Annotated in this window: 18 protein-coding genes and 2 pseudogenes; 8 read left to right on the forward strand and 12 right to left on the reverse strand. The window is 70.2% G+C overall.

Annotated elements, in window-relative coordinates; all coding sequences use genetic code 11:
- Positions 1 to 483, forward strand: a complete 483-nt coding sequence (locus QJ852_18575) for a DUF2505 domain-containing protein (GenBank protein WGX95156.1) — start codon at positions 1 to 3, stop codon at positions 481 to 483.
- On the opposite strand, the gene QJ852_18580 is transcribed toward QJ852_18575, so the two are convergent.
- Together QJ852_18580 and QJ852_18585 are read right to left on the reverse strand one after the other, a co-directional pair.
- Entirely contained in the window at positions 480 to 629 is a 150-nt protein-coding gene (locus QJ852_18580) for a hypothetical protein (protein ID WGX95157.1), read from the reverse strand. The genes QJ852_18575 and QJ852_18580 overlap by 4 nt on opposite strands.
- Positions 626 to 2089: a wax ester/triacylglycerol synthase family O-acyltransferase gene (locus QJ852_18585; GenBank protein ID WGX95158.1), complete on the reverse strand. Its 1464-nt coding sequence runs from the start codon at positions 2087 to 2089 to the stop codon at positions 626 to 628. Before QJ852_18585 ends, QJ852_18580 begins: the two co-directional genes overlap by 4 nt.
- 141 nt (positions 2090 to 2230) lie before the next feature.
- On the opposite strand from QJ852_18585, the gene QJ852_18590 reads away from it, so the two are divergent.
- Together QJ852_18590 and QJ852_18595 are read left to right on the forward strand one after the other, a co-directional pair.
- Positions 2231 to 2590, forward strand: a complete 360-nt coding sequence (locus QJ852_18590) for a hypothetical protein (GenBank protein ID WGX95159.1) — start codon at positions 2231 to 2233, stop codon at positions 2588 to 2590.
- Positions 2587 to 3921 carry a hypothetical protein gene (locus QJ852_18595; GenBank protein WGX95160.1) on the forward strand — a complete coding sequence of 445 codons (1335 nt, stop codon included), beginning with the start codon at positions 2587 to 2589 and terminating at the stop codon, positions 3919 to 3921. Before QJ852_18590 ends, QJ852_18595 begins: the two co-directional genes overlap by 4 nt.
- Positions 3922 to 3938: 17 nt before the next feature.
- Here the strand turns inward: QJ852_18595 and soxR are convergent, their stop codons facing one another.
- Complete coding sequence (soxR, locus tag QJ852_18600) at positions 3939 to 4403, reverse strand: redox-sensitive transcriptional activator SoxR (GenBank protein WGX95161.1); 465 nt, start codon at positions 4401 to 4403, stop codon at positions 3939 to 3941.
- A gap of 38 nt (positions 4404 to 4441) precedes the next feature.
- On the opposite strand from soxR, the gene QJ852_18605 reads away from it, so the two are divergent.
- Complete coding sequence (locus QJ852_18605; GenBank protein WGX95162.1) at positions 4442 to 5845, forward strand: MFS transporter; 1404 nt, start codon at positions 4442 to 4444, stop codon at positions 5843 to 5845.
- Between the two features lie 814 nt (positions 5846 to 6659).
- On the opposite strand, the gene QJ852_18610 is transcribed toward QJ852_18605, so the two are convergent.
- Positions 6660 to 7265, reverse strand: coding sequence for a hypothetical protein (locus tag QJ852_18610; protein WGX95163.1), 606 nt, complete (start codon positions 7263 to 7265; stop codon positions 6660 to 6662).
- Between the two features lie 219 nt (positions 7266 to 7484).
- Here QJ852_18610 and QJ852_18615 point away from each other — a divergent pair.
- A pseudogene (locus tag QJ852_18615) lies at positions 7485 to 8584 on the forward strand (IS3 family transposase).
- Between the two features lie 799 nt (positions 8585 to 9383).
- On the opposite strand, the gene QJ852_18620 reads toward QJ852_18615, so the two are convergent.
- The 4 genes from QJ852_18620 to QJ852_18635 all read right to left on the reverse strand — a co-directional run bounded on the left by QJ852_18620 (position 9384) and on the right by QJ852_18635 (position 18851).
- Positions 9384 to 16307: an RHS repeat-associated core domain-containing protein gene (locus QJ852_18620; protein WGX95164.1), complete on the reverse strand. Its 6924-nt coding sequence runs from the start codon at positions 16305 to 16307 to the stop codon at positions 9384 to 9386.
- 68 nt (positions 16308 to 16375) lie between these two features.
- Positions 16376 to 16561, reverse strand: coding sequence for a type II toxin-antitoxin system PemK/MazF family toxin (locus tag QJ852_18625; protein WGX95165.1), 186 nt, complete (start codon positions 16559 to 16561; stop codon positions 16376 to 16378).
- A gap of 426 nt (positions 16562 to 16987) precedes the next feature.
- A complete protein-coding gene (locus QJ852_18630; protein ID WGX95166.1) occupies positions 16988 to 18196 on the reverse strand; it encodes a hypothetical protein in 1209 nt (402 codons plus the stop codon).
- A 16-nt stretch (positions 18197 to 18212) separates the two neighbouring features.
- Positions 18213 to 18851, reverse strand: coding sequence for a hypothetical protein (locus QJ852_18635; protein ID WGX95167.1), 639 nt, complete (start codon positions 18849 to 18851; stop codon positions 18213 to 18215).
- A 200-nt stretch (positions 18852 to 19051) separates the two neighbouring features.
- Between QJ852_18635 and QJ852_18640 the strand changes: the two genes are divergently transcribed.
- Entirely contained in the window at positions 19052 to 19294 is a 243-nt protein-coding gene (locus tag QJ852_18640) for a helix-turn-helix domain-containing protein (GenBank protein ID WGX95168.1), read from the forward strand.
- Positions 19295 to 19655: 361 nt separating this feature from the next.
- Here QJ852_18640 and QJ852_18645 read toward each other — a convergent pair.
- Positions 19656 to 19988, reverse strand: a pseudogene (locus QJ852_18645) (IS481 family transposase).
- Between the two features lie 226 nt (positions 19989 to 20214).
- Here QJ852_18645 and QJ852_18650 point away from each other — a divergent pair.
- Complete coding sequence (locus QJ852_18650; GenBank protein WGX95169.1) at positions 20215 to 21621, forward strand: DUF222 domain-containing protein; 1407 nt, start codon at positions 20215 to 20217, stop codon at positions 21619 to 21621.
- A gap of 68 nt (positions 21622 to 21689) precedes the next feature.
- Here the strand turns inward: QJ852_18650 and QJ852_18655 are convergent, their stop codons facing one another.
- The 3 genes from QJ852_18655 to sigE are packed head-to-tail and all read right to left on the reverse strand — an operon-like array spanning position 21690 to position 24286.
- Positions 21690 to 23144 (reverse strand): trypsin-like peptidase domain-containing protein, encoded by a 1455-nt coding sequence (locus tag QJ852_18655; GenBank protein ID WGX95170.1) that lies wholly within the window; start codon positions 23142 to 23144, stop codon positions 21690 to 21692.
- 36 nt (positions 23145 to 23180) lie between these two features.
- Positions 23181 to 23675, reverse strand: a complete 495-nt coding sequence (locus tag QJ852_18660) for a hypothetical protein (GenBank protein WGX95171.1) — start codon at positions 23673 to 23675, stop codon at positions 23181 to 23183.
- Positions 23672 to 24286 carry an RNA polymerase sigma factor SigE gene (gene sigE / locus QJ852_18665; protein ID WGX95172.1) on the reverse strand — a complete coding sequence of 205 codons (615 nt, stop codon included), beginning with the start codon at positions 24284 to 24286 and terminating at the stop codon, positions 23672 to 23674. Before sigE ends, QJ852_18660 begins: the two co-directional genes overlap by 4 nt.
- 174 nt (positions 24287 to 24460) lie before the next feature.
- Here sigE and QJ852_18670 point away from each other — a divergent pair, with 174 nt between their 5' ends.
- On the forward strand, positions 24461 to 25117 hold the full coding sequence (locus QJ852_18670; GenBank protein ID WGX95173.1) for an O-methyltransferase: 657 nt from the start codon (positions 24461 to 24463) through the stop codon (positions 25115 to 25117).
- Positions 25118 to 25176: the final 59 nt, after the last annotated feature.

A 25176-nucleotide genomic window follows, 5' to 3' on the forward strand; every position in this document is an offset into this window, starting at 1 on the left:
ATGGCGACCCGACTGGTGCACGAGATGACCTACGACGCCCCCGTGATCGAGGTCGCGGCGATGCTCACCGACCCGGTCTTCCGGGAGACGGTGTGCCGCAACCAGCGCGCGACGTCGTACGCCGTCGAGATCGAGGGCAACGTCGACGCGAAGGCCGTGCGGATCGAGATGGAGCAGCCCACCGACAAGGTGCCGGCGTTCGCGAAGAAGTTCATCGGCGCGACCACGACGATCGTGCAGACCGAGACCTGGTCGAGCCCCCACGCGGCGACGATCACCGTGGGCATCCCCGGCAAGCCCGGCGAGATCAACGGCACCGTGCGGCTCGACGAGTCCGCCGGCGTCACCACGGAGACCGTCGAGCTGGAGATCAAGGTGAAGATCCCGCTCGTCGCGGGCAAGATCGAGGAGCTGCTGGCCAAGCTGCTCGGCAGCGCACTGCGCGCCGAGGAGCGCACCGGCAAGGAGTGGCTCAGCCGCTAGCGTCCGTCGTGGTGCTCGCCGTCCCGTCCCTCGGCGCGGCGGCGGAAGAAGATCACGATCCCCAGGACCACGAACGGACCGAAGGCGAGCACGATCGTCGCGATCTGCTCGACGGGATGCAGGGCACCGAGATGCAGGGCGATCATGACTCGTCCTTCGCCGGGCCCTTCCTGGCCGTGCGGCGCCCGCGCGGTGCGCGCTGCCGGGTGGCCGAGGAGAGGTCGATCAGCTCGTCCAGCGCCTCGCGCACGCAGGCGCCCAGGAGCTCGGCGTCGGGGATCCAGTCGCGGTCGGCCGTGATGCCGTAGAACACCCCGCCGTCGTACGACGTCACGCCGATCGCCAGCGGGTGGCCGGGGGTCAGCGGCGGGACCGGGTAGCTGGCGAGCATCCGCGCGCCGGCGGCGTACAGCGGGGCCTGCGGGCCGGGGACGTTGGTGACCGAGAGCTGGTAGCCGCGGCGCAGCTCACTCGCCGCGACCCGCGACCCGATCGCGTGGAAGGTGGTCGGCGCGAAGCCCGCGATCCCGGCGAGCCGGTTGGCGGCGACGCTGCGGCCGGTGTCCTTGTGGGCCTGGAAGGAGTAGGAGACCTGGTGCAGGCGCACCACCGGACTCGGCTCCCCCACCGGCAGGTCGACGAAGTGCGCGGCGATCTGACTGCCGAGGGAGGTGGCCTCGAGCTCCTCGTCGATGACGGACACCGGCACCACGGCGCGCACCTGACGCAGGCCGCCGAGCGACTCCGCGCGGGTCATCAGCCAGGCCCGCAGGGCGCCGGTGACGGTGGCCAGGATGACGTCGTTGACAGTGCCGCCGTGGGCCTCGCGGATCCGGCGGTAGTCGGCGAGGCGGGTCTCGACGGTCACGATCCGGCGCTGCTGGGAGAGCGGTCCGTTGATGACACCGCCGGTCTTGGGCCGGCGGCCGGTCGCCGCGGCGAGGAAGGAGCGGGCCCGCTCGCTGCGTCGGTCGGCGGTGCGGGCCAGGGCCCGGGAGCCGGTGCGCACGGTGTCGATCAGCTCGCCGGCATCGGTCAGGTTGTCGCGCACCGCGTCCGCGAGCAGGTGGGCCGGGTTGAGCGGGCGCCGCGGCGCCCAGTCGTCGGGATCGAGGGCACGAGCGTCGGGCTGGAGATCGAGCAGCAGCTGACCGAGGTCGACGGTGTGGATGCCGTCGACGAGCGCCTGGTGCGCCTTGGAGAGCAGCGCGACCCGGCCGCCCTCCAGGCCCTCGACGAAGTAGATCTCCCACAGCGGGCGGCTGCGGTCGAGCGGGCGGGACACGATCCGTGCGACCAGCTCGAGGAGCTGGGCGGACGTGCCGGGGCGCGGGAGCGCGGAGCGGCGTACGTGGAAGCCGAGGTCGAACTTCTCGTCATCGACCCAGACCGGGTTGGCCAGGTGGCCGGGGATCGCCTGCAGCCGCTGCCGGTAGCGCGGCACGAACGCGATCCGGTCGCGGATCAGTGCGACCAGGCGGGCGTGGTCGAACGCGTCGGGCCCCTCGCCGGGGTCGAAGATCTCGATCGTCGCGTTGTGCTGCGGCGTCTGCGGCGACTCCTGCTCGAGGAACGTCAGATCGCGTGGACGCACCCGATCGACCACGTCGTACTCCCGCCTCTGGACCGATCCCCGGACGATCGGCGACCGGCCCCATCGGGTCGCCTTGGGATCACATGAGATTCTGGCAGACGACACCGATCATCCGCGGATTCGTCCGCGGGTGTTCTGCGATGAGGAGGAAGCATGCAGCGGCTGCGCATCGTCGGCGCGGCGCTCGCCGGGTTCATGCTCCTCGGGACCGCCACCGCGTGCGGCTCCGGGGACGAGGCGAGCACCGACGAGAAGGTCGTCGTCGACATCACCGTCAAGGACGGCGAGATCACGCCGAAGGGCGACCGGGTCAAGGTCTCCGCCGGGCAGCCGATCGACCTCGTGGTGACCGCCGACGCCGCCGGCTCGCTGCACATGCACTCCGATCCGGAGCAGGAGTTCGCCTACGACGTGGGGACGAAGACGTTCCCGATCTCGATCGACCGGCCCGGCGTGATCGAGGTGGAGTCGCACGATCCGGCGCAGATCATCGTGCAGCTCGAAGTCCGATGACCCCCGCCTCCGGCACCGTCGAGGCGCACGGCATCGGCGGTCAGGCCGACCTGCCGATCTCCCTCGAGCTCGCCGTGTCCGGCGCGGTCGCCGCCCTCGTCGTCTCGTTCACCGTCCTGGCCGTGGCCTGGCGACGGCCGCGGTACGACGGCGGTGCGTTCCCCGGCCGTCCGGCGCCGCGTCTCCTCGACGTCGTCACCGCCTCTCCCGCCTTCCGGATCGCGCTGCGCGTGATCGGCATGGTGATCGCCCTGTTCGCCGTGTTCACCGCGGTCTTCGGCCAGGACAGCCTGACGAACCCGTTCTTCGGGATCGTCTACGTCTGGTGGTGGGTCGGCCTGATCTTCGCCTCGGCCGTGTTCGGCCCGGTGTGGCGGGCGATCAGCCCGGTCCGGACGATCAACGCGGGCATCGCGCGGCTCTCGGGCAGCGACCCCGACGAGGGCCTGGTCGACTACCCCTCTTGGCTCGGGTACTGGCCGGCGGCGCTCGGACTCTTCGCGTTCGTCTGGCTGGAGCTGGCATCCAGGACCCCGACCGAGCTGGGCTCGGTGCGCCTGTGGTGCGCGATCTACGTCGGCGCGATGCTCATCGGCGGCGCGGTCTTCGGCAACCGCTTCTACGAGAGCGCCGATCCGTTCGAGGTCTACTCGTCGCTCATCGCGAAGCTGTCGCCGTGGGCGCGGGTGGACGGGCGCCTGGTCCTCCGCAGCCCGCTGGCCAACCTGGCGACGATCCCGTCGACGCCCGGCCTGATCGGCGTCGTCGGCGTCCTCTTCGGCAGCACCGCCTTCGACTCGTTCGCGGAGTCGTCCTTCTGGGTCAAGACCTACCAGAACGCGTCGGTGAGCAAGTTCCTGCTCGACAACGTGGCGCTCGTGGTGTTCTGCGTGGTGGCCGGCCTGCTGTTCAGCATCGGCAGCGCGCTCACCCCGTCGCGCGAGGGACTGTCGCGACGCGACCTACCGCGCCGCTACGCCCACTCGATCGTGCCGATCATCCTCGGCTACATCGTGGCCCACTACCTGACCCTGTTCATCGACGTCGGGACACAGACCCTCGCGCGGGCCAGCGACCCGCTGGGCAAGGGGTGGGACATCCTCGGCACGGCGGCACTCGAGCCGTCGTACTGGTTCTCGTATCACCCGGAGGTCCTCGCGACGATCAAGGTGCTCGCCGTCGTGGTCGGGCACGTCGTGGCGGCCGTCGCTGCGCACGACCGGGCGCTGAGCCTGCTTCCGCCGCGCGACCAGATCACCGGGCAGCTCCCGCTGCTGGTCGTGATGGTCGGGTTCACGGCCGGCGGGCTGTTCCTGCTGTTCAGCGCCTGACGGCGTCGCGAGGACCACTAGGGTCCGTCCCACGGGAGCCGCCGCGGCCCCGGCCCCTCGGCGGCGAGCTGGTCCTCGGGGTTGAAGAGGCGGCAGGTGTTGAGGGACAGGCAGCCGCATCCGATGCAGCCGTTCAGCTCGGCCTCCAAGCGCTCGATCTCATGACGACGCGCCGCGAGGCGCGCGTGCCAGCGGCGTGAGATGGCCGTCCAGTCGCGCTTGTTGGGCATCCGGTCCTCCGGCAGGCCACCGAAGATCTCGGCGACCTCCTCGAGCGGGATCCCGAAGCGACGCGCGGCGAGGATGATGCCGATCCGACGCAGCACGTAGCGCGGGTAGCGCCGCTGGTTGCCGGCCGTACGCACCGAGGAGATCAGGCCCTGCTTCTCGTAGAACCGGACCGCGCTGGTCGCGATCCCGGCGCGCTGCGCCACCTCCCCGATGGTGAGGAGCTGGGTCGGCGTGAGGTGCTCGCGGCTCATTTGACTTGAAGTCTACTTCAACTTTTAGCGTCCTCGGCATGACCGACGAACGCCTCGACCTCGACTCCGGGCAGACCGCTCCGGCCGCCACCGGGTGGGCCGCGCTGCTCCATCGCGACCTGCTGCCCGCCGTCCTCGTGCTCTCCGGCGGCGTGGCCCTCTACGCCATGAACCTCTACTTCACGGCTGCCCTGATGCCGTCGGTCGTCGCCAGCATCGGCGGCGCGGAGTACTTCGCGTGGGCAGCGACCGGCTATCTCGTCGTCGCCGTCGTCGCCACCATGCTGGTCGGTCGTACCCTCGACCGGTTCGGCGCCCGCCGCTCCTACCTCGCCGGCTTCGTCCTCTTCGGGCTCGGCACGGTCGCCAGCGCCGCGAGCCCGAGCATGGTCGTCTTCGTCGCCGGCCGCGGGCTCCAGGGCGCCGGTGCGGGTCTGCTGATCGGCCTCGGGTACGCCGTCATCCGGACCACCCTGCCTGCGCACACGTGGACCCAGGCCTCGAGCCTGGTCTCGGCGATGTTCGCCCTCGGTGCCCTCGTCGGCCCGGCGCTCGGCGGCATCTTCGCCGAGCTCGATCTGTGGCGGGCGTCGTACGTCGTGCTCGCGGTGGTCTCCGCGCTCCTCGCCCTGATCGCCACCCGGGCCCTGCCGGCCCACACGGCGAGCCCGCGACGCGGCGACCCGCTCCCCCTCCGCTCGTTCGTCGCGCTCACCCTCGCCGCCGCCCTGCTGAGCATCAGCTCGACCACCGAAGGCGTGCGGGCCGTCGTCCTGGTCGTGGCGGGCCTGGCCACGCTCGTCGCCTTCCTCGTCATCGACGCACGCGCCACCCACAGCGTCCTGCCGCGGATCACCTACCTGGCCGGCGGACGGCTCAAGTGGGTCTACCTCACCGTCGCCGCGCTGAGCGCCGGCGTCATGGTCGAGAACTTCGTCCCGCTCTTCGGCCAGCAGCTGGCCGGCATGACCCCCGTCTGGGCGGGCTTCCTCGGCGCCGTGATGTCGATCGGCTGGTCCGCCGCCCAGGTCTTCAGCGCCGGCGCCGGCCCCGCCACCGCCCGCCGCCTGGTCCTGTTCTCCCCCTGGCTGGTCGCCGCCGGCCTCGCCGGCTATGGACTGCTGCAGACCGCGGGCGCGGGCGCCGGCTCCATCGCGCTGTGGGCCGGCTTCCTCCTCCTCGCCGGGATCGGCGTCGGCATCGCCTTCCCCCACCTGACCGTCGCTGCCATGAGCAGCACCCCCGACTCCGGCGAGGGCGCCCGGGCGGCTGCCGCCGTCAGCACCACCCAGCTCATCGCCTACACGCTCACCTCGGCGGTCGCCGGCAACCTGCTCGCCCTCGGCTCGGAGGCGGTCGACGCCGCGCGCTGGGTGATCCTCGGGCTGGCCGTGCTCGTGGCGGTCGGGGTGGTCGGCAGTCGACGGGCGCTGCCCCGATAGGTCGGGGCTCTGCGGACTGGATGGGCTCGCTCACGCCGAAGGGGCGGGATCGGCCCGGCCTGTCCACGCAGACCGCCAACGCATCCGCCAGGGTGCACGTCGATCTCGTGTCGACACGCATCAGTGCAGCGCAGGTGTCACCCGTCCGTGCAGCAGTCCCGATCGACGACATCACTCCACAGGTCCGCGGTATCCAAACGCAGATCGCCGCCGGGCAAATCGACACGTGTCAAGCCTTGCTTCCCTCGGAGCGTCCGTACCCGCTGCCACCCCATCTCGCTCGGATCATCGGCGCGTCAGCATGAACTGCCTGGTCATGCGTCGACAACATCCTCGACAGACCGAGCTCCAGCGACTGTCAGCAGCCAGACCAGGGGCTCCAACGGGGCAGGCCAACCGTCGACAAGAACCCACACTGTCTTTCCGTCGTAGGCCCACCACCGCCACGACCGCGTCTGCGAATCGACGGCACCCAGCCAATCCACGAGCGTCCATCCCAGCTCGGCCTCGGCAGCTGCTTTCCCCTCGCGGTCGAGCGTTCGCCAACGAGCAAGCCATCTCTCTCGCTCCTCCACAGTCTGCATAGGCGAGCATGCAGCCGTGAACCAGCCAGGCAGCCTCTGTAGCCACGCCCGGTTGTCGGGCGCAAGGCCGTCCTCGCCACCTTCGATCACGGCCCCCAGCACTGCGCGCGCCCGTCGCACCACCTCGTCCGGACTGTCGGCCTCCACAGTCAAGCCCTGAAGTAGCCCTGAAGCCACCGGACTTGGGATACTAATTCCTGAGCGTAGCTGCTCCAACTCGTCACTTCCCATCAGCATCGACCGCTCCGAGGGAGGATCGCGCAAGCCAACTCCGCGAACTCAGACGACGCCAGGCCGAGCGATCTGTCCGTTCTCGTGATGTCCACTTGTTGGATCGGAGCTTCGGCACCGCCACGCTGAGGGACAGCACGATCGAAAAGGGAATCCGCATACGACTGGGAAACCTCAAATGACTTCAGGCCAACGTCAGTCATGCCAGGCTGAGCCTGCTTCTGCGCCAGATACTCAAGCGCCCGCGCCTCGTCCCCGAAATTTAGATAAAGCATGGCATCTCCGTGAATAGTGACATCACCAGAGTCGGCGATCGTCAGCCGCGCATTCGCCGCACCTTCCACTCTATACACGGTTACATTGCTTGCGGGCGCACCGGGGCGGACGATCTTCGCGGCCGTCGCCGCGACACGCTCGACGACCGGTGCGATGACTCGGGGCTTGCTGACTGCCGCGACAGTCGCTCTGATCGGTGCTGCGACCTGCCCACCGGGCACGAACGTGGCTGCGAGGAGCGCTGTCTTGGTGACCTCCCCCATGAAGGCCGCACGAGCAGCTTCGATCTCCTCGTGATCAACCACCGGCGCGATCGGCTGCCCCGTCACGTGGTTGATCGGCTCATCGATGCCGAGGAACTACCCTCCCAGCCAAGTAGTCAGCCCCTTGGCCAACTTCACCGGATTCGGCACTACGGGGCTGATGAACGGATCTGCGACATCTGAGATCGCTTGATGAGTTGTCAGGCTGGAAGGATGTTGCTGTGCCCAAGCCCTACCCCCGCGAGTTCGGTGAGGACGTCGTCCGGGTCGCCCGTAATCGTGGTCCTCTCGAAGTGGCTTCGTCAGGCTGATGTCGAGGACGGCGCGAAGCCCGGCGTCACCACCGACGAGTCCCGCGAACTGCGTGAGTTGAAGCGCCGCAACCGGCTCCTGGAGCAGGAGAACGAGGTGCTGCGTCGGGCTGCGGCTTACCTGTCGCAGGCCCAGCTACCGGGAAAAGGCTCTACCCGCTCGTGAGAGAGCTCGCCGCCGCCGGAGCCCCGCTCCGGGTGCCGGTCGCGGTGGCGTGCCGGGTGCTCAAGCTCCACTTTTCTGCACCGCCAGCACTACTACGCCTGGCTTGCCTGCCCGGTCACCGACAGCGAGCTCGAGGAGGCCTACCTCGCGAACGCGATCTTCGACGCCCACCGCGAGGACCCCGAGTTCGGCTACCGGCTGTTGTTCGACGAGGTCACCGACGCCGGCTACCAGGTGTCCGAGCGGACGGTGTCGAAGATCTGCTCAAGCAACGAGTGGTGGTGCGTCTTCGGCAAGAAGCGCCGCGGGAAGAAGGGCCGCGGGAAGAAGGGCATGCCCGGGTGCGCCCGCTCACGACGACCTGGTCCGCCGCGAGTTCACCGCACCCGGTCCGAACCAGCTCTGGCTCACCGACATCTCCGAGCACCCCACCGACGGTCGGGAAGCTCTACCTCTACGCGGTCAAGGACGTGTGGTCCAACCGGATCGTGGGCTACTCCATCGACTCCCGGATGACCTCCCAGCTCGCGGTCGACGCACTCGAGTCCGCCGTCGCCAGGCGCGCTGCTCGGGGTGGATCGGTGGCCGGCTGCAAGCTGCACTCAGACAGGGGCGGCCAGTTTCGGAGTCGGAAGCTGCAGCAGTCGTTGTGGCGCCATCAGATGCTCGGCTCCATGGGCCAGGTCGGCTCGGCGGGCGACAACGCAGCCATGGAGAGCTTCTTCAGCCTGCTCCAACGCAACGTCCTCGACCGGCAGAAGTGGACCAACCGCGAGGAGCTCCGCATCGCGATCGTGACCTGGATCGAGCGGACCTACCACCGCCGACGACGCCAAGCTCGACTCGGCCGATTGACCCCCATCGAGTACGAAGCCATCATGACCACGCTGGCCGAACAGGCCGCCTAACCGACTGTCACAGATCGGTGCAGCAGCCCCATACGACGTCGTCAACGTCTCGTCACCCGCGACACCAGCAGCACCGGTCCGGTCCGTAGGGGTGTGACAGCAGCACCAATACTCAGCAGCAGCCCTCAGCAACCCGAACCGGCGGTACGACGCAGGCGGTGTCGGGGGGGCGCGCAGTTCATGGCGGCCGCGCGAGAGAATCTGGGACTCTCCCGCTCTACTTCAGGTAGAAGGCGCCGCCAATGCCTTGCGAATTGACACTCCGCAAAGCACCCGACGAACGATCTCGGATTGCCCCGGAGCCCGAGCCCCGCTCGAGCGGCACGCTCCTCCTTTGCCAGATACGCATGCTCGACCCGACCAGCCGGGTCAGGCCCTGCCGCACTGAAAGACCTTCATGCATTTGATTCGAGCTCGTCCATGAGCATGTGATAGAGATCCAGATACTGATCTCGACTCAACTCGGGTGGTTCCCAGCTCCGCGATCGCATATGATCCAATGCGTCAGACGGGATCGCAATTCCGTATTCAAGGACGTATGCAGACGCATCAACACGCCAATAAAACTGACCGTCAGTCGCGATGCCGCTCCCGCCGTCCACCCCGAAGCGGTCTCCGAGAACATCTCTGGTGTGCTCCATCCAGGCCAGGATGATCGGTGATGTTGAGAGATAGCCGGCAACTGGCGATCGCAGGCAATGAGGAAGGGCGCCTACAGATCGTGCAAGGTCCGGAGAGGGCCATGCCTTGCCTGGAAGCGGCGCAAGCCCTCCGAGAGGGCGAGGCATCGGCGGACGGTTCATCTGAATCCTCCTTGTACGAGACCACCGGTGACTGGATCGAGCTGCGCCTTCCGGGTGGTGCTGTGCACATCCACTCCCAGAATCCTCGACAACTCCTGCGCGGTGCCTCGACCCCCATGGCACATGACGAGCGTAATAGCACAGCCGCCGTAGGCGGGGTTCTCGAGTATCGCGTCGGCGATCTGCTGGGGATGAGTGACCAAACCGTTGACGATCGGTTCGCCGGCAGCGTTTCCGTGAACGATCACATCGTGACGACCGTTCGCTCCGACGGAACGGTCGAAGTTGGCCCGTGTTGCGCCGTCGTCACCGATCGCGGTCGCCGTTCTTGAGTGCCGCACTGTCGCACCGCTCGCCAAGAGCGAGTCCATCGATGTGTTCGGGGCGACACGCGGATGAACGACCTTCGCGGTCGCTGCCGCGACGCGCTCGATGACTGGTGCGATGACTCGGGACTTGCTGACTGCCGCGACAGTTGCTCTGATCGGTGCTGCGACCTGCCCACCAGGCACGAACGTGGCCGCGAGGAACACTGTCTTGGTGATCTCACCCATGAAGGCCGCACGAGCAGCTTCGATCTCCTCGTGATCAACGACCGGCGCGATCGCCTGCCCGGTCATGCGATTGACAGGCTCACCAATTCCGACGACGGAACCTCCAATGAAGCCGACCGCTCCACGCACCATCGCGACTGGATTTGGGACAACAGATTTCACTTCACCCCACGGGTCGTACCCAGGCGACGGCTCACCCACATGGGAGATCCACGCTCCCTTGTGCTCGGCTTCCGGTCTCACGAGATCCGTACATCCGCCAAGATCAACACAGGCCGGGCGGTGCCCGTCCTCATCGATCAGGTTCACCGGGTTGCCGTTGACGTAGGTGTACGTGTTCGACGTCAACGGGTCGACACCAACACTCAGATCCGTGGCCGAGGACGACACCCGATACGAGTCCGGCGTAGTGAACGCCGCCTTGCCCGGGTCATAGGTCCGGACCCCGAGCTGGTAGTTCCCCGTCCCACCATCACGGACCTGACCCCGATACCAATACGTGTTGCCCGTCGCCTCAGCCTCGGCCGAGTCCGTGCGACACATACCGTTGCCATCACCAGGATCATCACTGCCCGGCGAACCACTCGGCTCCGCATCCACCGGCCCACCGAACGCGTCATAACGCACCGCGCACGCCACCACATGACCCGACGTCGTCACCGACGTGACGTTGCCGTGCCCGTCGTCATCCAAGAACGCCGTCCCGGCACCGGACGACCCCGCCTGCTTGTAGCCCATCGCCTTACCGCCGGGATCGAGCTGGTAGAGCACCGTCGGGCCGTTCGCATCACCGTTGACCGCCCCGGTCTGACCCACCACATCGACCGACAAACCGTCGAACACACTTCGAGTGATCCGGTTCGCCCCCGGCTTCGCCGACCCCGACACCTCGCTGACCCGCTGCCGGTCCAACCCGTCGTACGAGAAGTCCGTGACCCGCGGATCGTTGTCACACACATCCGTGCCGGCCCTGGTCTGCCGCTCCACCCGGTCGAACGCGTCATATCGATAGGTGTTGCACCCGTCCTCGGTGAGCAGACCCACCGCGTTGTACTCGTACACAAACCGGTCGTTCGTCGCCGGCACACCGTTGTCACCCGGACCATCAACGACCTTGACCGAGTTGTCCCACCGATAGCTCGTCGAGGTCACCCCGTCGACACTGTCGTCCACTCTGGTCCGGTTGCTGTTCTTGTCCCACTCATAGTCGACAACCCGAGCCGTCCCCCCACCACTCCCACCACCACTCGCAGGCTGGTGACTCCACTTCAACACCTGCTCGCTCGGCGCGTACTCGAACTCGTTGACATACCCACCGACACCGCCACTGTCGCTGCTCACGGTCTGCTTGATCAGGTTCCGGTTCTTGTCGTACAAGTACGTGTACGAACCCATAACCGTGCCACCAGCCTTGGTCTCAGCCCCCGCCAACACACCATTGGGCTGCCACGACCACTCCGAGACATGACCACCCGTCGTCGCCGACCTCAACCGACCCGCCTTGTCCCACCCAAAGGACGTGGACGCACCCAGCACATCGGAATCCATCCCCGCCGCAAGACCCGCAGCGTTGTACCGATACGACGTGACCTTCGTGCTCCCCCCGGTCACACCCGACGACTCCGTCGTGTCCGTACGCACCGACACCGCACCAGAACCGTTGTACGCATACGTGTTGGTGTTCCCCACACCACCACCCACACCCGACTCCGCAACCCGACGCTGGGTCCCGTCGAGGTAGTAGCCCACATTGACCGTGATCCCACTCGACTCGTCCTTGATCTGAGCCGGACCACCATGCTGCGCATACGTCGTCGTGATCGACTTCGTCGGCGTCTCGTCAAACTTCCGGTCCCTGCCCATCTGCGAACTCAGACGCCCGTTCGCGCCATAGTTCAGCTTGACGAAACCGGCACCTTTGTAATCATCGTCGTTGCTCGGCACGCACGCCGTCGGCACGTCCGACTCACACCGGGCGGTCTGGGTGACCGTCTTCATCCCCGCCGGCGCATAGTCATAACGCACCGATCGATAGACCCTCACCGGAGCCGCAGGCGGCGTCGGCTCGGTCAACCCCACCGGCGTATGCGTCGCCGCAAGCAGATTGTCCTTCGTGAACTCGTTGAAGATCGGCGGCCGGTCATGACGCACCGCCTCGGGCTGCCACACCTCGGTCGCGTTCCCGACCGCGTCGTAGCCGTACCTCGTCTTCGCCGTGCCCTGACCCCCACCCGGGCCCGGAGCCTCGATCTGAGCCAACAGGTTGTCACTCGTCCACACCTGCGACGTGGTCTTCCCCTCCGGGTTGACCGTCGAGACCAGATTCCCCGCCCCGTCGTAGACGTACTGCGTCTTCTCGTCCTGCGACGGCAACGGACCCACAGCACCATCCGGGTCATAAGCCTGCCCCTCGGTCTCCTCCACCAGACCATCAGCGAAGTACGACGTCCGCGTCACACTCCCCTTCGCATCCGTCACCGACACCAACCGACCCACACCGTCATACACATTCGTCGCCGCGATGACCCGGGCCCCGGACGCCGGGTCAGGCCCATCGACCTGCTGCACCAGACCGTCGTCGGTGTACGTGTAGTCGAGATAGCCCTCGTCCCCCGCACTCGCCCCACCGCTCGAGCTGGGCAGCCACGCCCGCGCGACATTGCCCACCGGGTCGTAGACCGTCCGCGTCCTACACACACCCACCTGCGCGCCGTACGCCGACGGCAACGCGGCACCCGCCCCGGTCAGGCCCGTCAACGCCAGGTCCAGCACCCGCCCCGTCGCGCACTGCGTGACCTGCTGGTCGACGCTCCCGCCACCGTCGTTGCCCGAACCGACCGACGCAGTCGGACTCCCCGACGCGTTGTCATAGCGCGGGCTGTACGCCGCCACCGGCCGACCATCCAGGTCATAGTCCAGACGCCGAGCCGTGTTCAGATTCGGCGCCGTCAACGACGCGACATCACTGAACGCCTGCGGCGGCAACAACGCCACCACCCGACCATCAGCGTCGTACGCCGTGCGCGACCGGGTGTTCTCGAACCCGTTCGCGTCCGGCGCCGCATGCGCACTGGCATCGAGAGCCGGATCGGCCTGCACCGTCTGCGCACCCTCGATCGTGTCGACCGGCCGGTTCGCGGCGTCGTACGACACCGCGGTGATCATGTCGCCACGCGTCACCTCCACGCCCGCCGGCGCGTTCGTCACGTCCTCGCCATCGATCCGGATATAGCCGACCGCGCCGTTGCCACCGTTCCGGTTGCTGACACCCGCGCCGCCGGCCCCACCCGTCACATCGAGGACCGACGGGGAGGCGAGCTCGATGGTGGGCGCGGCCAGCCAGATCCCGCCGCCCGCGCCGCCACCGGCACCGGCGGACTGGCCCGTTCCGGAGCCGCCGTCGGCCCCGGACGCGTCGATGGTGCCGTTGACCACGATCCGTCCGGCCGTCAGACGGAGATAGCCACCGCCGTTGCCGCCGGTGCCCCCGGCGCCGGTGAGGGCCTTGCCGCCACCACCGCCACCGCCGCCGGAGCCCAGGAGGTAGTCGATCCCCACCGTGGCGAAGTCCGGGGTGCCCGAGGCCAGGCCGGGTAGGCCGGGACCGCTGCCACCGGTACCGGCAGCGCCACCGTCGGTCTTGTGACCGCCACCGCCACCGCCGGACGGCGACAGGCCGAGCAGGCCGCCCCGGCCGCCCTTGCCTCCGTTGCCGGGGTTGGGGTTGGCGGCGTCGCCGGCGTGACCGTTGCCGCCGCTGCCGGCGGCGCCGCCTTGGTAGCCCTTGCCGGCGACGGTGATCGAGCAGGTGGCGCAGACCGTCACGGTGCCGCTGGCGTAGAAGAGGAGCCCGTTGGCCGCGGCCGACGTCACGTGGGCGCCGTTCTGAAGGGTCACGTCGCGGTACTGCGCACCGTCGGGGATCTGGAACGGGTTGCCCGCGCCGTGCGCGATGCCGTCCGTCGACTCCGAGGGGGTGGTGCCGTCGACGACGAGAGGTCCGTCGGCCCCCGACCCGGTGTTGATCGACCCGGGCGCCAGCACGGCCGTGACGTTGCCGTTGGGGTCGTAGCGCCATCTGGTCGTGTTCGTCTTCGTCCCGCGTCGCGGCACCTCCATCGAGGTACGCCGGCCCTGCCAGTCGTACGTCGTCGTGGTGCGGTTGCCGTTGGGGTCGGTGACCGCGGTCGTGTTGCCGTCGGCGTCGTAGCCGTAGTCCGCCGTCAGCTCGGGGTTGGTCGCACCGAAGCGGTACCGGATCTCCTTCGTGGTGTTGCCGGCCGCGTCGTAGGCGAAGTGGGTGGCGTGGACCCCGGTGCTGGCGCAGCCGGCCGCCGTGTTCGGCGTATCGCCGTCCTCTGCCTCCACGAACTGTCGCGGTGAGCAGGCGTCGAGCACCCGTCCCTCGCGGTCGTAGTTCCAGCGCGACGTGAGCATCTCGGTGCCGCCCTCGGTGCGCGGCGTGTCGACCCGGCGCTGGCGACCCGCGGCGTCGGAGTGGGTCGTGGTGACCTGGCTGTTCGCATCCGTCGTGGTGAGCACCCGGCCGACGCCGTCGTAGGTCGTCGATGTCACGCAGACCCGGTGGTCGTTCTGCGCGCTGGTCCACTCCGCGGCCGCGGCGGTGCCCGGGCAGGATCCCGGAGCGACGGCATCCGGGGTCCGGGTCACCTGGCTGGTGAGCTGCCGATTCAGCGCATCGAAGGTCGCCCGCGCGGCGACACCGCGCGCGTCGATCGTCTTGACCGGGTTGCCGAACGGGTCGTACGTCGTCCGCGCGACCGTCCCCGGAGAGCGGTGCTGGGCTCCGCTGGACGAGACCGGCCGGCCGGCGGCGTCGTAGCCGGTCATCCGGTCGTAGGCGGAGGTCAGCACGTCGTTGCCGCGACCGGAGCGGACCCGGCGCGGCTGGCCGAGGCGGTCCATCGTGGTCGTGACCAGATTCCCCGTGGCGTCGCGGCTTCCCTGGACGCCCCAGAGCGCGGAGCGGTACGGCGAGATGTCGATCCCGGCCGGTGCGGGGGTCGCGGTGGTGGCCGGGTTGGTGTCGTCGGCACGCTGGTTGTTCGCGGTCGATCCCCAGACCCGGATCCGGCCGGCCTGGTCGGCGGTCGCGATCGTCGACCAGCCGCCCGCCACCGCGACCTGGCCGGTGAGGTTCGGCACCTGTGTGGGTGTCGATACGGTAGCCGCGGCCGATCCGCCGCCCGACTGCCCGGCGTTGTTGATGCCCCACACGCGGACCGTGCCGTCGCGCAGCAGAGCGATCGCGCTCTTGTTGGCGCCGACGACCTGGCGGACCGGGCCGGCGGCCGTGCCAGGACCGAGTGTCGTGACCTTGACCGGGCTGGTGCGCTGCGTGGTGGTGCCGTCACCGAGCTCTCCGGACGCGTTGCCGCCGAAGGCCCACACGGTGCCGTCACGCCCGATGGCGTAGGAGGAGCCGAAGCCACTGGACACCTGGCGGATCCCGGCATCCTTCAGCGCCGTCACCTGGGTCGGCGTGGTCCGTCCCGCCGTATCGCCCAGACCGAGCTGACCGGTGCTGTTCGCGCCCCAGGCCCAGGTGGTGCCGTCCGTCTTGACGGCCAGCGAGCTGAGGTTGCCCCCGGCCATGGTCGACACGTCGTCGAGGACCTGGACCGGCGTGCCGACTGCGGCGGTGGAGCCGTTGCCGATCTGCCCGGAGCCGTTGGCTCCCCAGGCCCACAGTCCGCCCTCGGAGTCGAGCGCGAGCAGATGGCAGCCGCCGGCCGCGATCGAGAGGATGCCCGACGGCAGGCCCGTGCGCTTCTCGGGCCGGGTCGTGCCGGCTCCGGTCACCCAGACCTCGCCGCCACCGGTCAGGTAGGCGGTCGACGCGCACCCGGAGGTCGTACCCGTCGCGGTCTGCACGACCTGGACGGCGTTGGTCATCGGATCCGCACGGACGGGGGTCTTCCGGTTCGTCGTGCTGCCGTCGCCCAGCTCCCCACTCGCGTTGCTGCCGGCCCCCGTGACCGTCCCGTCGGGGGCGATGGCGACCAGGGCGGTGTTGGAGACACTGAGCGCGTCGGAGGTCACCGGGTTGGCGGAGACGGTGTCGACGAAGCGCGTCGTGGGCGGCGCGGACGCGTCGGCCCAGGCCGCGGTGAGGTCCTTGCCCTGGGCGGCGTTGCGGTCCCAGGTGCGGGCGACATTGCCCGCGACGTCGTAGGCGTAGACGATCTTCTCGCCCTCGGGGTCGACAACCGCCTTGAGCCAGCCGCCGGCGGACACGGATCCGGACAGGTCGCACGCCTTGCGTGCCTCGCCGGTGCAGGTCGTCACCACCGGGTAGTAGCGGTACTCGGTCGCCGGCTCGAGTGCCCCGGAGCTCGACGCCATAGCCCATCGGGACCATTTTTCACAGGACTCGCCAAGATGTGGGGTCCCGGATCCGGGCGCCTCCGGGGTCAGGAGGACAGGTCGAGGAGCCCTCGGATCCCCTGGTCCACCTCACCCATGAGAGGGTCAGGCACCCTGCCCACAGGACGGGTGCCGAGATCACGACGGTCGACCGTCGCGAAGGCGGTCACGTCGGCGACGGAGTCCTTCGGCAGGCCGGTGACCGACGCGGGGAGGAAGACGTGGCCCGGCATGCGGCCAGCGGGGTGTTCGAGGCCAGCGTCACCACGATCGTGCTGGCGAGCCGGCTCCGGTTGTCGTCGTCGGACGGGATCACCAGGGCCGGGCCGCTGGGCCGGACCGCTGCTGGCCGGGTCCCCGAAGTCGCGCAGTGCACGTCGCCGCGGTTCACCATTCGTCGACCGCCCCGGCCACCAGTCGGGCTCCGGCCTCCACGGCGAACCGGCTCGAGCCGTCGGCATTCACCTGGTCGACCACCGCGTCGATGGCAGCGGTGACGTCGCCGGACTCGAGTTCGTCGGCCTACCTGCTGGCCGCTGCGGCATAGAACTGGGAACGGTTCATCCCATGCCGAGCCGCCACTCGCTCCGCACGAGCGAACACATCGTCCGGAACGGAGATGGCCGTCTCCATGCCACGAGTATGACCAGGTATGACCCTCATGCGGTGACGCCCGCGATCGCGTCGAGGACGTCGGCGATCGCCCGGGTCAGAGCGCCGTCGCCGGTCTCGACGAGCAACCGTCCGGCGACCAGGGCCCGGTCGACCGCGGGCTGGTCGTCAGGGAGGAAGTGCACCGCGAGATGGTCGCCGAAACCGGCGAGCATCGCGACGACGTCGGCCTCGCGCCAGCCGAGCGTCGGGCGCATCCGGTTGACCACGACCCGCACCCGCGGGCCGGTCAGCAGCTCGTGGATCTCGCTGAGGGCCCGGGCCAGCCGAGCCAGGCCGACCGGGTCGGCGGAGCCGACGAGGACCAGCTCGTCGGCGACCTCCACGGCCTCGCGGGTCAGGCCGTTGCGCTCGGGCCGGCCCGTGAGCTCGCCGAGGTCGGGCTCGAGGCTGAAGCCGGTGTCGATCACCACCTGCCCGTCCTGGCGGGCGCGCTCGACGATCGTCGTGAGGGTGCCGGGCCGCAGCTCGACCCAGCGGTCCGGGCGGGGCAGGCCGGTCAGCACCCGCAGGTGGTCCGACAGCCGCCGCTGCGTGGTCGTGAAGCGCCCGTCGAGGGGGCCCGCTCCGGCCAGCCGGGCGGCGGCGAGCAGTCCGGAGACCTCGTCGAGGATCCCCAGCTGCTGCGCGACCGCACCGCCGTACGGGTCAGCGTCGATCAGCAGCGTGCTCAGTCCGCGGCGAGCCAGCTCGCCGGCAAGGCCGCCGGCCACGGTGGTCCGACCGGGCGCACCGCCGGCGCCCCAGACCGTGATCACCCGGCCCATCGGGCCGCCGACCCGCGGCGGCGCGGACTCCACAGGGTCGGGCACCGAGCGGTCGTCGTACGGCGGGGCGGGTTGGGTCGCGTCGGCGGGAAGTCGAGCGACCAGCTCGGCCAGCTCGCTCGCGCGGTCGGCGGCGAGAATGGTGACGATGCCGGCCCGGACGGCGCGGGGTCGGGTGAGCTCGGGGTCGGTCGCGACGCCGATCACCCGGACGCCGTGCTGGACCAAGTCGTCGACGGCGCCCTGGTCGAGGCCGGGCAGGTCGACCGCGACGACAGCCACGTCGGCCTGGCCGGTGCGGGCGGCGGCGAGCAGATCGGCGACGTCGACACAGCGCCGCAGGAGCACGGTGGCGGGGTGCTCGGTGAGCGCGGCCAGCGCTCGCGACTCCCAGGCCGCGCCCGAGGAGACCAGCAGGACGACGCTCACGCGCGGCATCCGCGCCTCACGATCGCTGCAGGATCCGGATGACCGGGTCCTGCAGGGCACCGAGGAGCCGCTCGAACTCCGCCGCCCGCTCGTCGTCGACCGCCACGACGAGCTGCCGCGTGCCCGTGACGGCGAAGGCGTCGTCGTAGGCCGGGGCGGCGACGACGGTGACGCCGCTGAGCGCCGGGCCGTCCTGCGCCTCGGCGGCCGTGCCGCGACCGGAGCTGCCGGAGCTGCCGGAGCTGCCCGTGCCGGGCGCGGTGCCGGGGGCGGTGCCGGGGGCGGAGGCGTCGGTCAGCCAGACGTCGACGATCGAGCCGGTCGCCACGTCCGGCGGCACCCGGTGCGGGTCGACCGCGAGCGGCACCCGCAGCACCGCCTCCTCCGCGACCGGGCCGACCGCCGAGCGGGCCAACAACTCGCCCTCGCCGACGCCGCGGACCAGGATCAGGCCCTCGGGCACCGGCTCGTCCGCGGCGAAGTACCGCTCCACCGTGGCCTCGTCGGCGAAGCGCACCCGGCGGACGGTGAGGGCGTCGGCGGCGACCGGCGTCCCGGCGCCGCGGTCGCCGGTCATCGCCCACACCGTCATCGTGTCGTCGGCGGCCGCGAGCAACCGCGCGCCGAGCACGACCGAGCCGGTCACGAGCAGCACACCGCACCACAGTCGGGGGTCACGCCATGCCGGACGCACCACCCGCTGGGCGGGTGGTGGCGCAGGTGTGCCCGTCGAACTCCCGAGATCCCGAGTCACCGGGTCATCATGCCGGGTGCCGGCGGCGACGTCACCTGCTCATCCACAGGCGCGCAGTGCCGCTGGCCCCACCGGTCGGCCCCGGATGCGACGATGGGGGCATGCCCGACAGCCAGGACGGACCGCGGTTCCTGACGCTCACCGACGTCGCCGAGACGCTCAACACCTCCAGCGCGCAGGTCTACGCGCTGGTGCGCCGCGGGGAGCTGCCGGCCATCAAGATCGGCGGCCGCGGGCAGTGGCGGGTGGAGCGCAACCGGCTGGAGGAGTACATCGCGCAGCAGTACCGGCACACCGAGCAGTACGTCGCCGAGCACCCCTTCGTGGAGAGCGAGCCCGAGTAGCGGCGCGCCGGCGGACCCGCCCCGGAGAGGCCAGGTGGTCGGCCAGGGCACGGGTGCCAGCGCTGCATCAGGACATCGGTGAGAGTTGGCGGGTCAGGACTTCGGTGACACTGCCGGCTTCTTCGGCCGGAGTCCTGGGCGCCGGCCGTTGCCGACGTCGATCGCTCCGGTGCGGGCGCGGATGTGTTCGGCGAGGATCTCGCCGTCGAGCTCGGTCAGGGTGATCGCGTTTCGCCGGCCTGGTCGCGCTCGGCGATGACGAGGACCTGGTGGAGATGTGGTCCACGTCGACCAGAGAGGTCACCGTGTCGATGTGGCTGGTGCCGGCGCGGGTACGTGCGGGGTCGATGAACCCGCGCTACGCCGAGCGCGGCTTCTTCCGCAGCTCGAACCTGGCGACGCCGGCCTGTCGAAAAATCCGCGCCAGCGACGCGATCGAGGGCACCTGCTCGAGACCCATCGCCTTCATCTTGTCGTGGACGCTGATCGGGCCATGGTCCACGCCCGAGGCTTCCAGCGCGGCACGGACCTGCACGGCCTGGTCCTTGACCTCATCGCTCAGCCGGGTCGGGCTTGACGACGGCCGCTTCGTCCTCGGTTCGAGCACCGCGGCCGGCCCGTCACTCTTGGCTCTCTTGCGAAGCGCGTAGAAGGACGTCCGGGAGATGTCGTGCTCGGCACAGAGCGTCGACACAGCGCCACGCGGTGCGCCATCGGGCCACTGCGAGATCCCGAGCCGGATGCGGGGATCGATGGGTTCAGCCACCGCCGAAGCGTCACGTCAGAAGTGTCACCACCAACACCATCCGGACTGTCACCGATGTCCTGATGCAGAACTGTCACCGATGTCTTGAGACATGACATCCACAGAGAGGAGACGGGTCTTGACTGTTCGAACATATGTTCGATAGGATGAGCGCATGACAACTCCCGGAGCGCTCGACCCGGCCACCGCCGTGCTCGCGCATGCCCGGGAGCTGGCCGGCAGTGACTGGGATGTGCTCGACGGTCCCGACACCGTGGCGGCCGTGGAGTCGATCACCGCGGCCCGTTCACTCCTCGACGCCGCCCTGCTGCGCGGCATCACCCACCTCGAGGCGACCGACGCTCTCCGCGAGCTCGGCTGGGCCTCCCCGAAGGACTTCCTCACCCACCTGACCGGTGGCCACAAAGGCACCGGCGGCGGGCTGATCCGCGCCACCGAGCAACTCCGCGACCTGCCCGCGGTCCAAGCCGCCCTGGACTCCGGACAGGTGACCCTGCCCCAGGCACGCGCGATCGCGTCGAAGGTGCACACCCTGCCCCGGGTGCCCGAGTTCCGCGAGCAGGTCGCCGCCGCGATGCTCGACCTCGTCGCGACCGAGGGCCTCGACGCCTCCGACCTGCAGACCGCGTTCGGTGACGTGGTCCGCACCCTCGACCCCGACGCAGCGATCGTCAACGCGGAGAAGGAACGCGTCAAGGCCGAACGCGGCGCCCACCACGCCCGCCACCTCCGCTTCACCGAGGACGGCCACGGCGGGGTCAAACTCACCGGCTACGGCACCCTCGAGGACGCCGAGAAGATCAAGACCACCCTGCATCCCTTGGCCGCCCCCGCGACCGCGGAGCCCGGCGCCTGCGGCGGGACCAACCGCCAACCGGGCGAGCCGATGTTCGACGACCACGGCTTCTCCACCCAGACCCCGTGCCTGACCCCGGGCTGCGGCCACGACGGCCGCGACCCCCGCGACGCCGGCGCCCGCCTCTGGGACGCCCTCGTCGACGCCTGCGACCGACTCGCCAACAGCGACGACCTGCCCCGCGACCACGGCACCAAACCCCGCGTGATCGTGCTCATCGACCAAGAATCCCTCCGCCAACAGATCATCGACGCCGGACTCGCCCACGAGGGCCACACCCCCACCGGCGCCCGACTCTCCGCGACCACCATCCGCCGCATGGCCTGCGACGCCGAGATCATCCCCACCGTCCTCGGCACCGAGAGCCAAGTGTTGGACGTGGGCCGAGCGCAGCGGCTTGTGACCGCCGCTCTCTGGCTCGCCCTCATCGCCCGCGACCGGCACTGCGCGTTCCCCGGCTGCACCCGCATGCCCCTGGCCTGCGACGCCCACCACGTCACCCACTGGGCCGACGGCGGCCCCACCGCGCTGTCGAATCTCGTGATGGTCTGCCGCCACCACCACACCGTCCTGCACCACACCCCCTGGGCCGTAAGGATCGACCTCGACACAGGTCAACCCGTCTGGACCCCACCACCCCGCGCCACCCTCACCTCACTCCACGGCAAGATCACCTACCACCCCGCCCGACCGCGCGCCGCCTAGAGGTGGCGCCCAGCCGGCACGGTCGGGCCGCGTCCCACGCTCGGCGCCGGAGCGAGGAGAGGGCGTGCCTACCCCTCCTTGCCGTCGAGGGTGACCTTGACCTTCTGCTCCTTCGAGCCGCGGGTGAGCGTGAACTCGATGGTCTCTCCCGGCTGATGGGTGCGGATCGCGACGATGAGGGCGTTGCCGTCGCTCACCCGGGTGCCGTTGACGTGGGTGATCACGTCGCCCTTGCGCAGGCCGGCGTCCTCGGCGGGACTGCCCGAGTTGATCTTGCTGATCTCCGCGCCGGCTCCGGCCGGCGCTCCGCCGGTCCTCACCTCGGCCCCGATGAGGGGGTACTGCGCCTTGCCGGTCTTGAGGATCTGGTCGGCGGTGACCCGGACCTGCTCGACGGGGATCGCGAAGCCGACACCGATATTGCCGGCCTCGGAGTCGATCGAGCCGCCACCGGCGGTGGCGATGGCGGAGTTGACGCCGACCACCTCCCCCTGCTGGTTGACCAGCGGTCCGCCCGAGTTGCCCGGGTTGATGGCGGCGTCCGTCTGGATCGCGTCGATCCAGGACTGGGAGTCCGCGCCGCCGGTCGTGACCGGCCGGTGCAGGTAGCTGACGATGCCCGAGGTCACCGTGTCCGGCAGGCTCAGCGGGGAGCCGATCGCGACCACCGGCTCACCGACCTGGAGCTTCGCCGAGTCGCCCATCGTGGCCGGCTTCAGCTTGTCGCTCTCCTTGACGTAGAGGACGGCGAGGTCGTAGATCGGGCTGCGCCCGACCACCTCGGCGTCGTACCGGTTGCGGTCGTGGTCGACCACGACGATCGGGCCGTTGTTCTTCGCGGCGTCGGCCACGACGTGGTTGTTGGTGACGATGTGGCCGTTGCCGTCCATCACCCAGCCGGAGCCACTCGCTCCGGTCGCCTCGCCGCCGTACTCGGCGATGATCTGGACCGTGCTCGGCAGCACGGCCTGCGCGACGGCAGCGACCGAGCCGGGCGCGGCCAACGGTGGGTTCTCCTTCAGGTCGACACCCGCGAGACCGTCGCCGGAGTAGCCGGGTCCGTCCGGGGAGTCGTCGGAGATCCGGTCGTAGGCGAGCGCCCCGAGCAGGCCGCCGCCGAGACCGACGACCAGGGCCACCGCGGCGACCACCGGGATCAGCCAGCCGGGGGCACCTGAGGCCCGGCGGTCGGCGGGCGCGGAGGGCATCCGGACCGTCAGGTCGGCCGCCGGCGGACCCACGACCGGCGGACCAGCGGCCGGCGGACCAGCGAAGGGCGGGCCGGGCGGGGGTGGCATCAGGGAGGGAGCGAGCCCCGGCAGCGGGGTCGTCGGCTCCGGTACGGCGCCGGGCGCAGGCGGCGCCCACTGCGGCCGGACCGGATCGACCGGCTCGACCGGATCCGTGTCGGCCGGCTCCGGGACCACGGACTCCGGGACCACGGACTCCGGGTCCACGGCCTCCTGCTCGAGCGGCGGGAGCGGCTCGGTGGGCTCGCGGTCGGAGTCGGGCGCGTCGTTCACGGGTCCATCATGTCCGATGGACCCACACCGACAGGGTCAGGGCAGCATCCGGCGTACCGGCGCGAGGCCGGGCACGCCGGAGCGCCCAACGGTGCCGACGCCGGTCGATCCCGGCGAGCCGGACGGCGGGGGAACCGTCGTGTTGATCTGGGAGGCGGGTGGACGCCGGTCGGCCGGCGGGCCGGCGCCCGGCGCGAAGCCGAGCGCGATGACACCGAGCATCGCGGCACCGATCGCGCCGCCGCCGAGCAACACCGCACCGGCCGTCCGGCGGTGCGGGGTGTGCGGCTCGTGACCCGCCAGCAGCGCCTCCCCGGGAGGCATGCTGAGCAGGGAGCCCTTGAGCCCGGACGGCGCGCCGCGCTCACCTTCGTACAGGCCGGCCAGCCGGGTCTTCACCCAGCCCTCCCGCTCGACGAGGTCCCGGCAGGCGTGGCAGGTGTAGACGTGCGACCACGCCTCCTCGGTCTCCCGAGCGGAGAGCTGTCCGTCGAGCAGCGCGCTGACCCGGGTGCCGAGGTGGCCGATCACGTCGCCGCTCCCCCGCCGACGGCCAACGGCGCGGGACCGGCGTACCGGGTCCGTCCGGCGGCCGGGGCGCGGTGGGCCAGCGCGGTGCGCAGCAGCGCGCGACCGCGGTGGATCCGGGAGCGGACCGTGCCGAGCTTGGCGCCGAGGATCTCGGCGATCTCCTCGTAGCTGAGCCCCTCGATGTCGCAGAGCACGACGGCTGCGCGGAAGTCCGGCGGGAGGGCGGCCAGCGCGGCGGACACGTCGTCGTCGAAGGTCTGGTCGGCGTACGCGAGGTCGGGCGCCGGCGAGGCGCTCGCGAGTCGGGCGGCCCGCTCGTCGGAGAGGGCGTCGAACCGGATCCGCTGCTTGCGGCGGGCCTGGTCGAGGAACAGGTTGGTGGTGATCCGGTGCAGCCAGCCCTCGAAGGTGCCGGGCGTGTAGGTGTGCAGCGAGCGGAAGACCCGGACGAAGACCTCCTGGGTGAGGTCCTCGGCGTCATGGCGGTTGCCGGTCAGCCGCAGGGCGAGCCGGTAGACACGGTCGGAGTGCTCCTCGACGATGCGTCCCCAGTCCAGGTCGGACTGCCCCTGCCCGGCGGGCTGGGGGTGAGGATCGACGGGCTCCTTCATCGTGGCCTTCTTCCGCTGGATCAGCGCCAAGGTGTCCTGGCTCCTCTCACCGTAGGGGTGGGAACTGAGCGTTCCCTGTGAACTCCCTCATCATTCGCCACAACGATCGGCGAGCATCGGGTGTTCCCGGCGACGGTCCACGGTCCCGGGCGCCGGACGCAATAGGGTGAGCCTGTGGCTCCGACACCGATCAACGCGACCAGCTGGACCTTCGCCGACACCTACGTCGCCGAGGACGACGTCCTCGCGGCCGCGCGGACGCGCGCCGAGGAGGTCGGTGTCGTCCCGATCGGTGCCGGGACGGGCGCTACGCTGCGCTTCCTCGCCGCCGCCCTCGAGGCGCGCGCCGTCGTCGAGATCGGCACCGGCACCGGCGTCTCCGGGGTGTGGCTGCTGCGCGGGATGCGCCCCGACGGCGTCCTGACGACCGTCGACGTGGAGGCCGAGCACCAGCGCCTCGCCAAGGAGTCGTTCAAGGAGGCCGGCGTCGCACCGCAGCGGGTGCGGACCATCGCCGGCTCCGCCCTCGACGTGCTCCCCCGGTTGACCGACGGTCACTACGACATCGTGTTCGCCGACGGCGACAAGCGCGAGTACGCCGCCTACCTCGCCGAGGCGCTGCGCCTGCTCCGCCCCGGCGGCGTGGTCGCGTTCGACAACGCGCTGTGGCACGACCGGGTCGCGGACCCGGCCCAGCGCGACGACGAGACGGTCGCCATCCGCGAGCTGGTGCAGCAGGTCGCGGCGACCGAGGGCCTCATCCCCACGCTGCTTCCGGTCGGCGACGGGCTGCTCGTGGCGAAGAAGGAGTGGGTCCCCGAGGGCGACTGACCCCCGTCGTACCGGACAGATCGGTCGCGAAGTCGGCCGAATCACGACCGTTCTGTCCG

This window comes from Nocardioides sp. L-11A (assembly GCA_029961745.1).
Lineage (GTDB): Bacteria > Actinomycetota > Actinomycetes > Propionibacteriales > Nocardioidaceae > Nocardioides.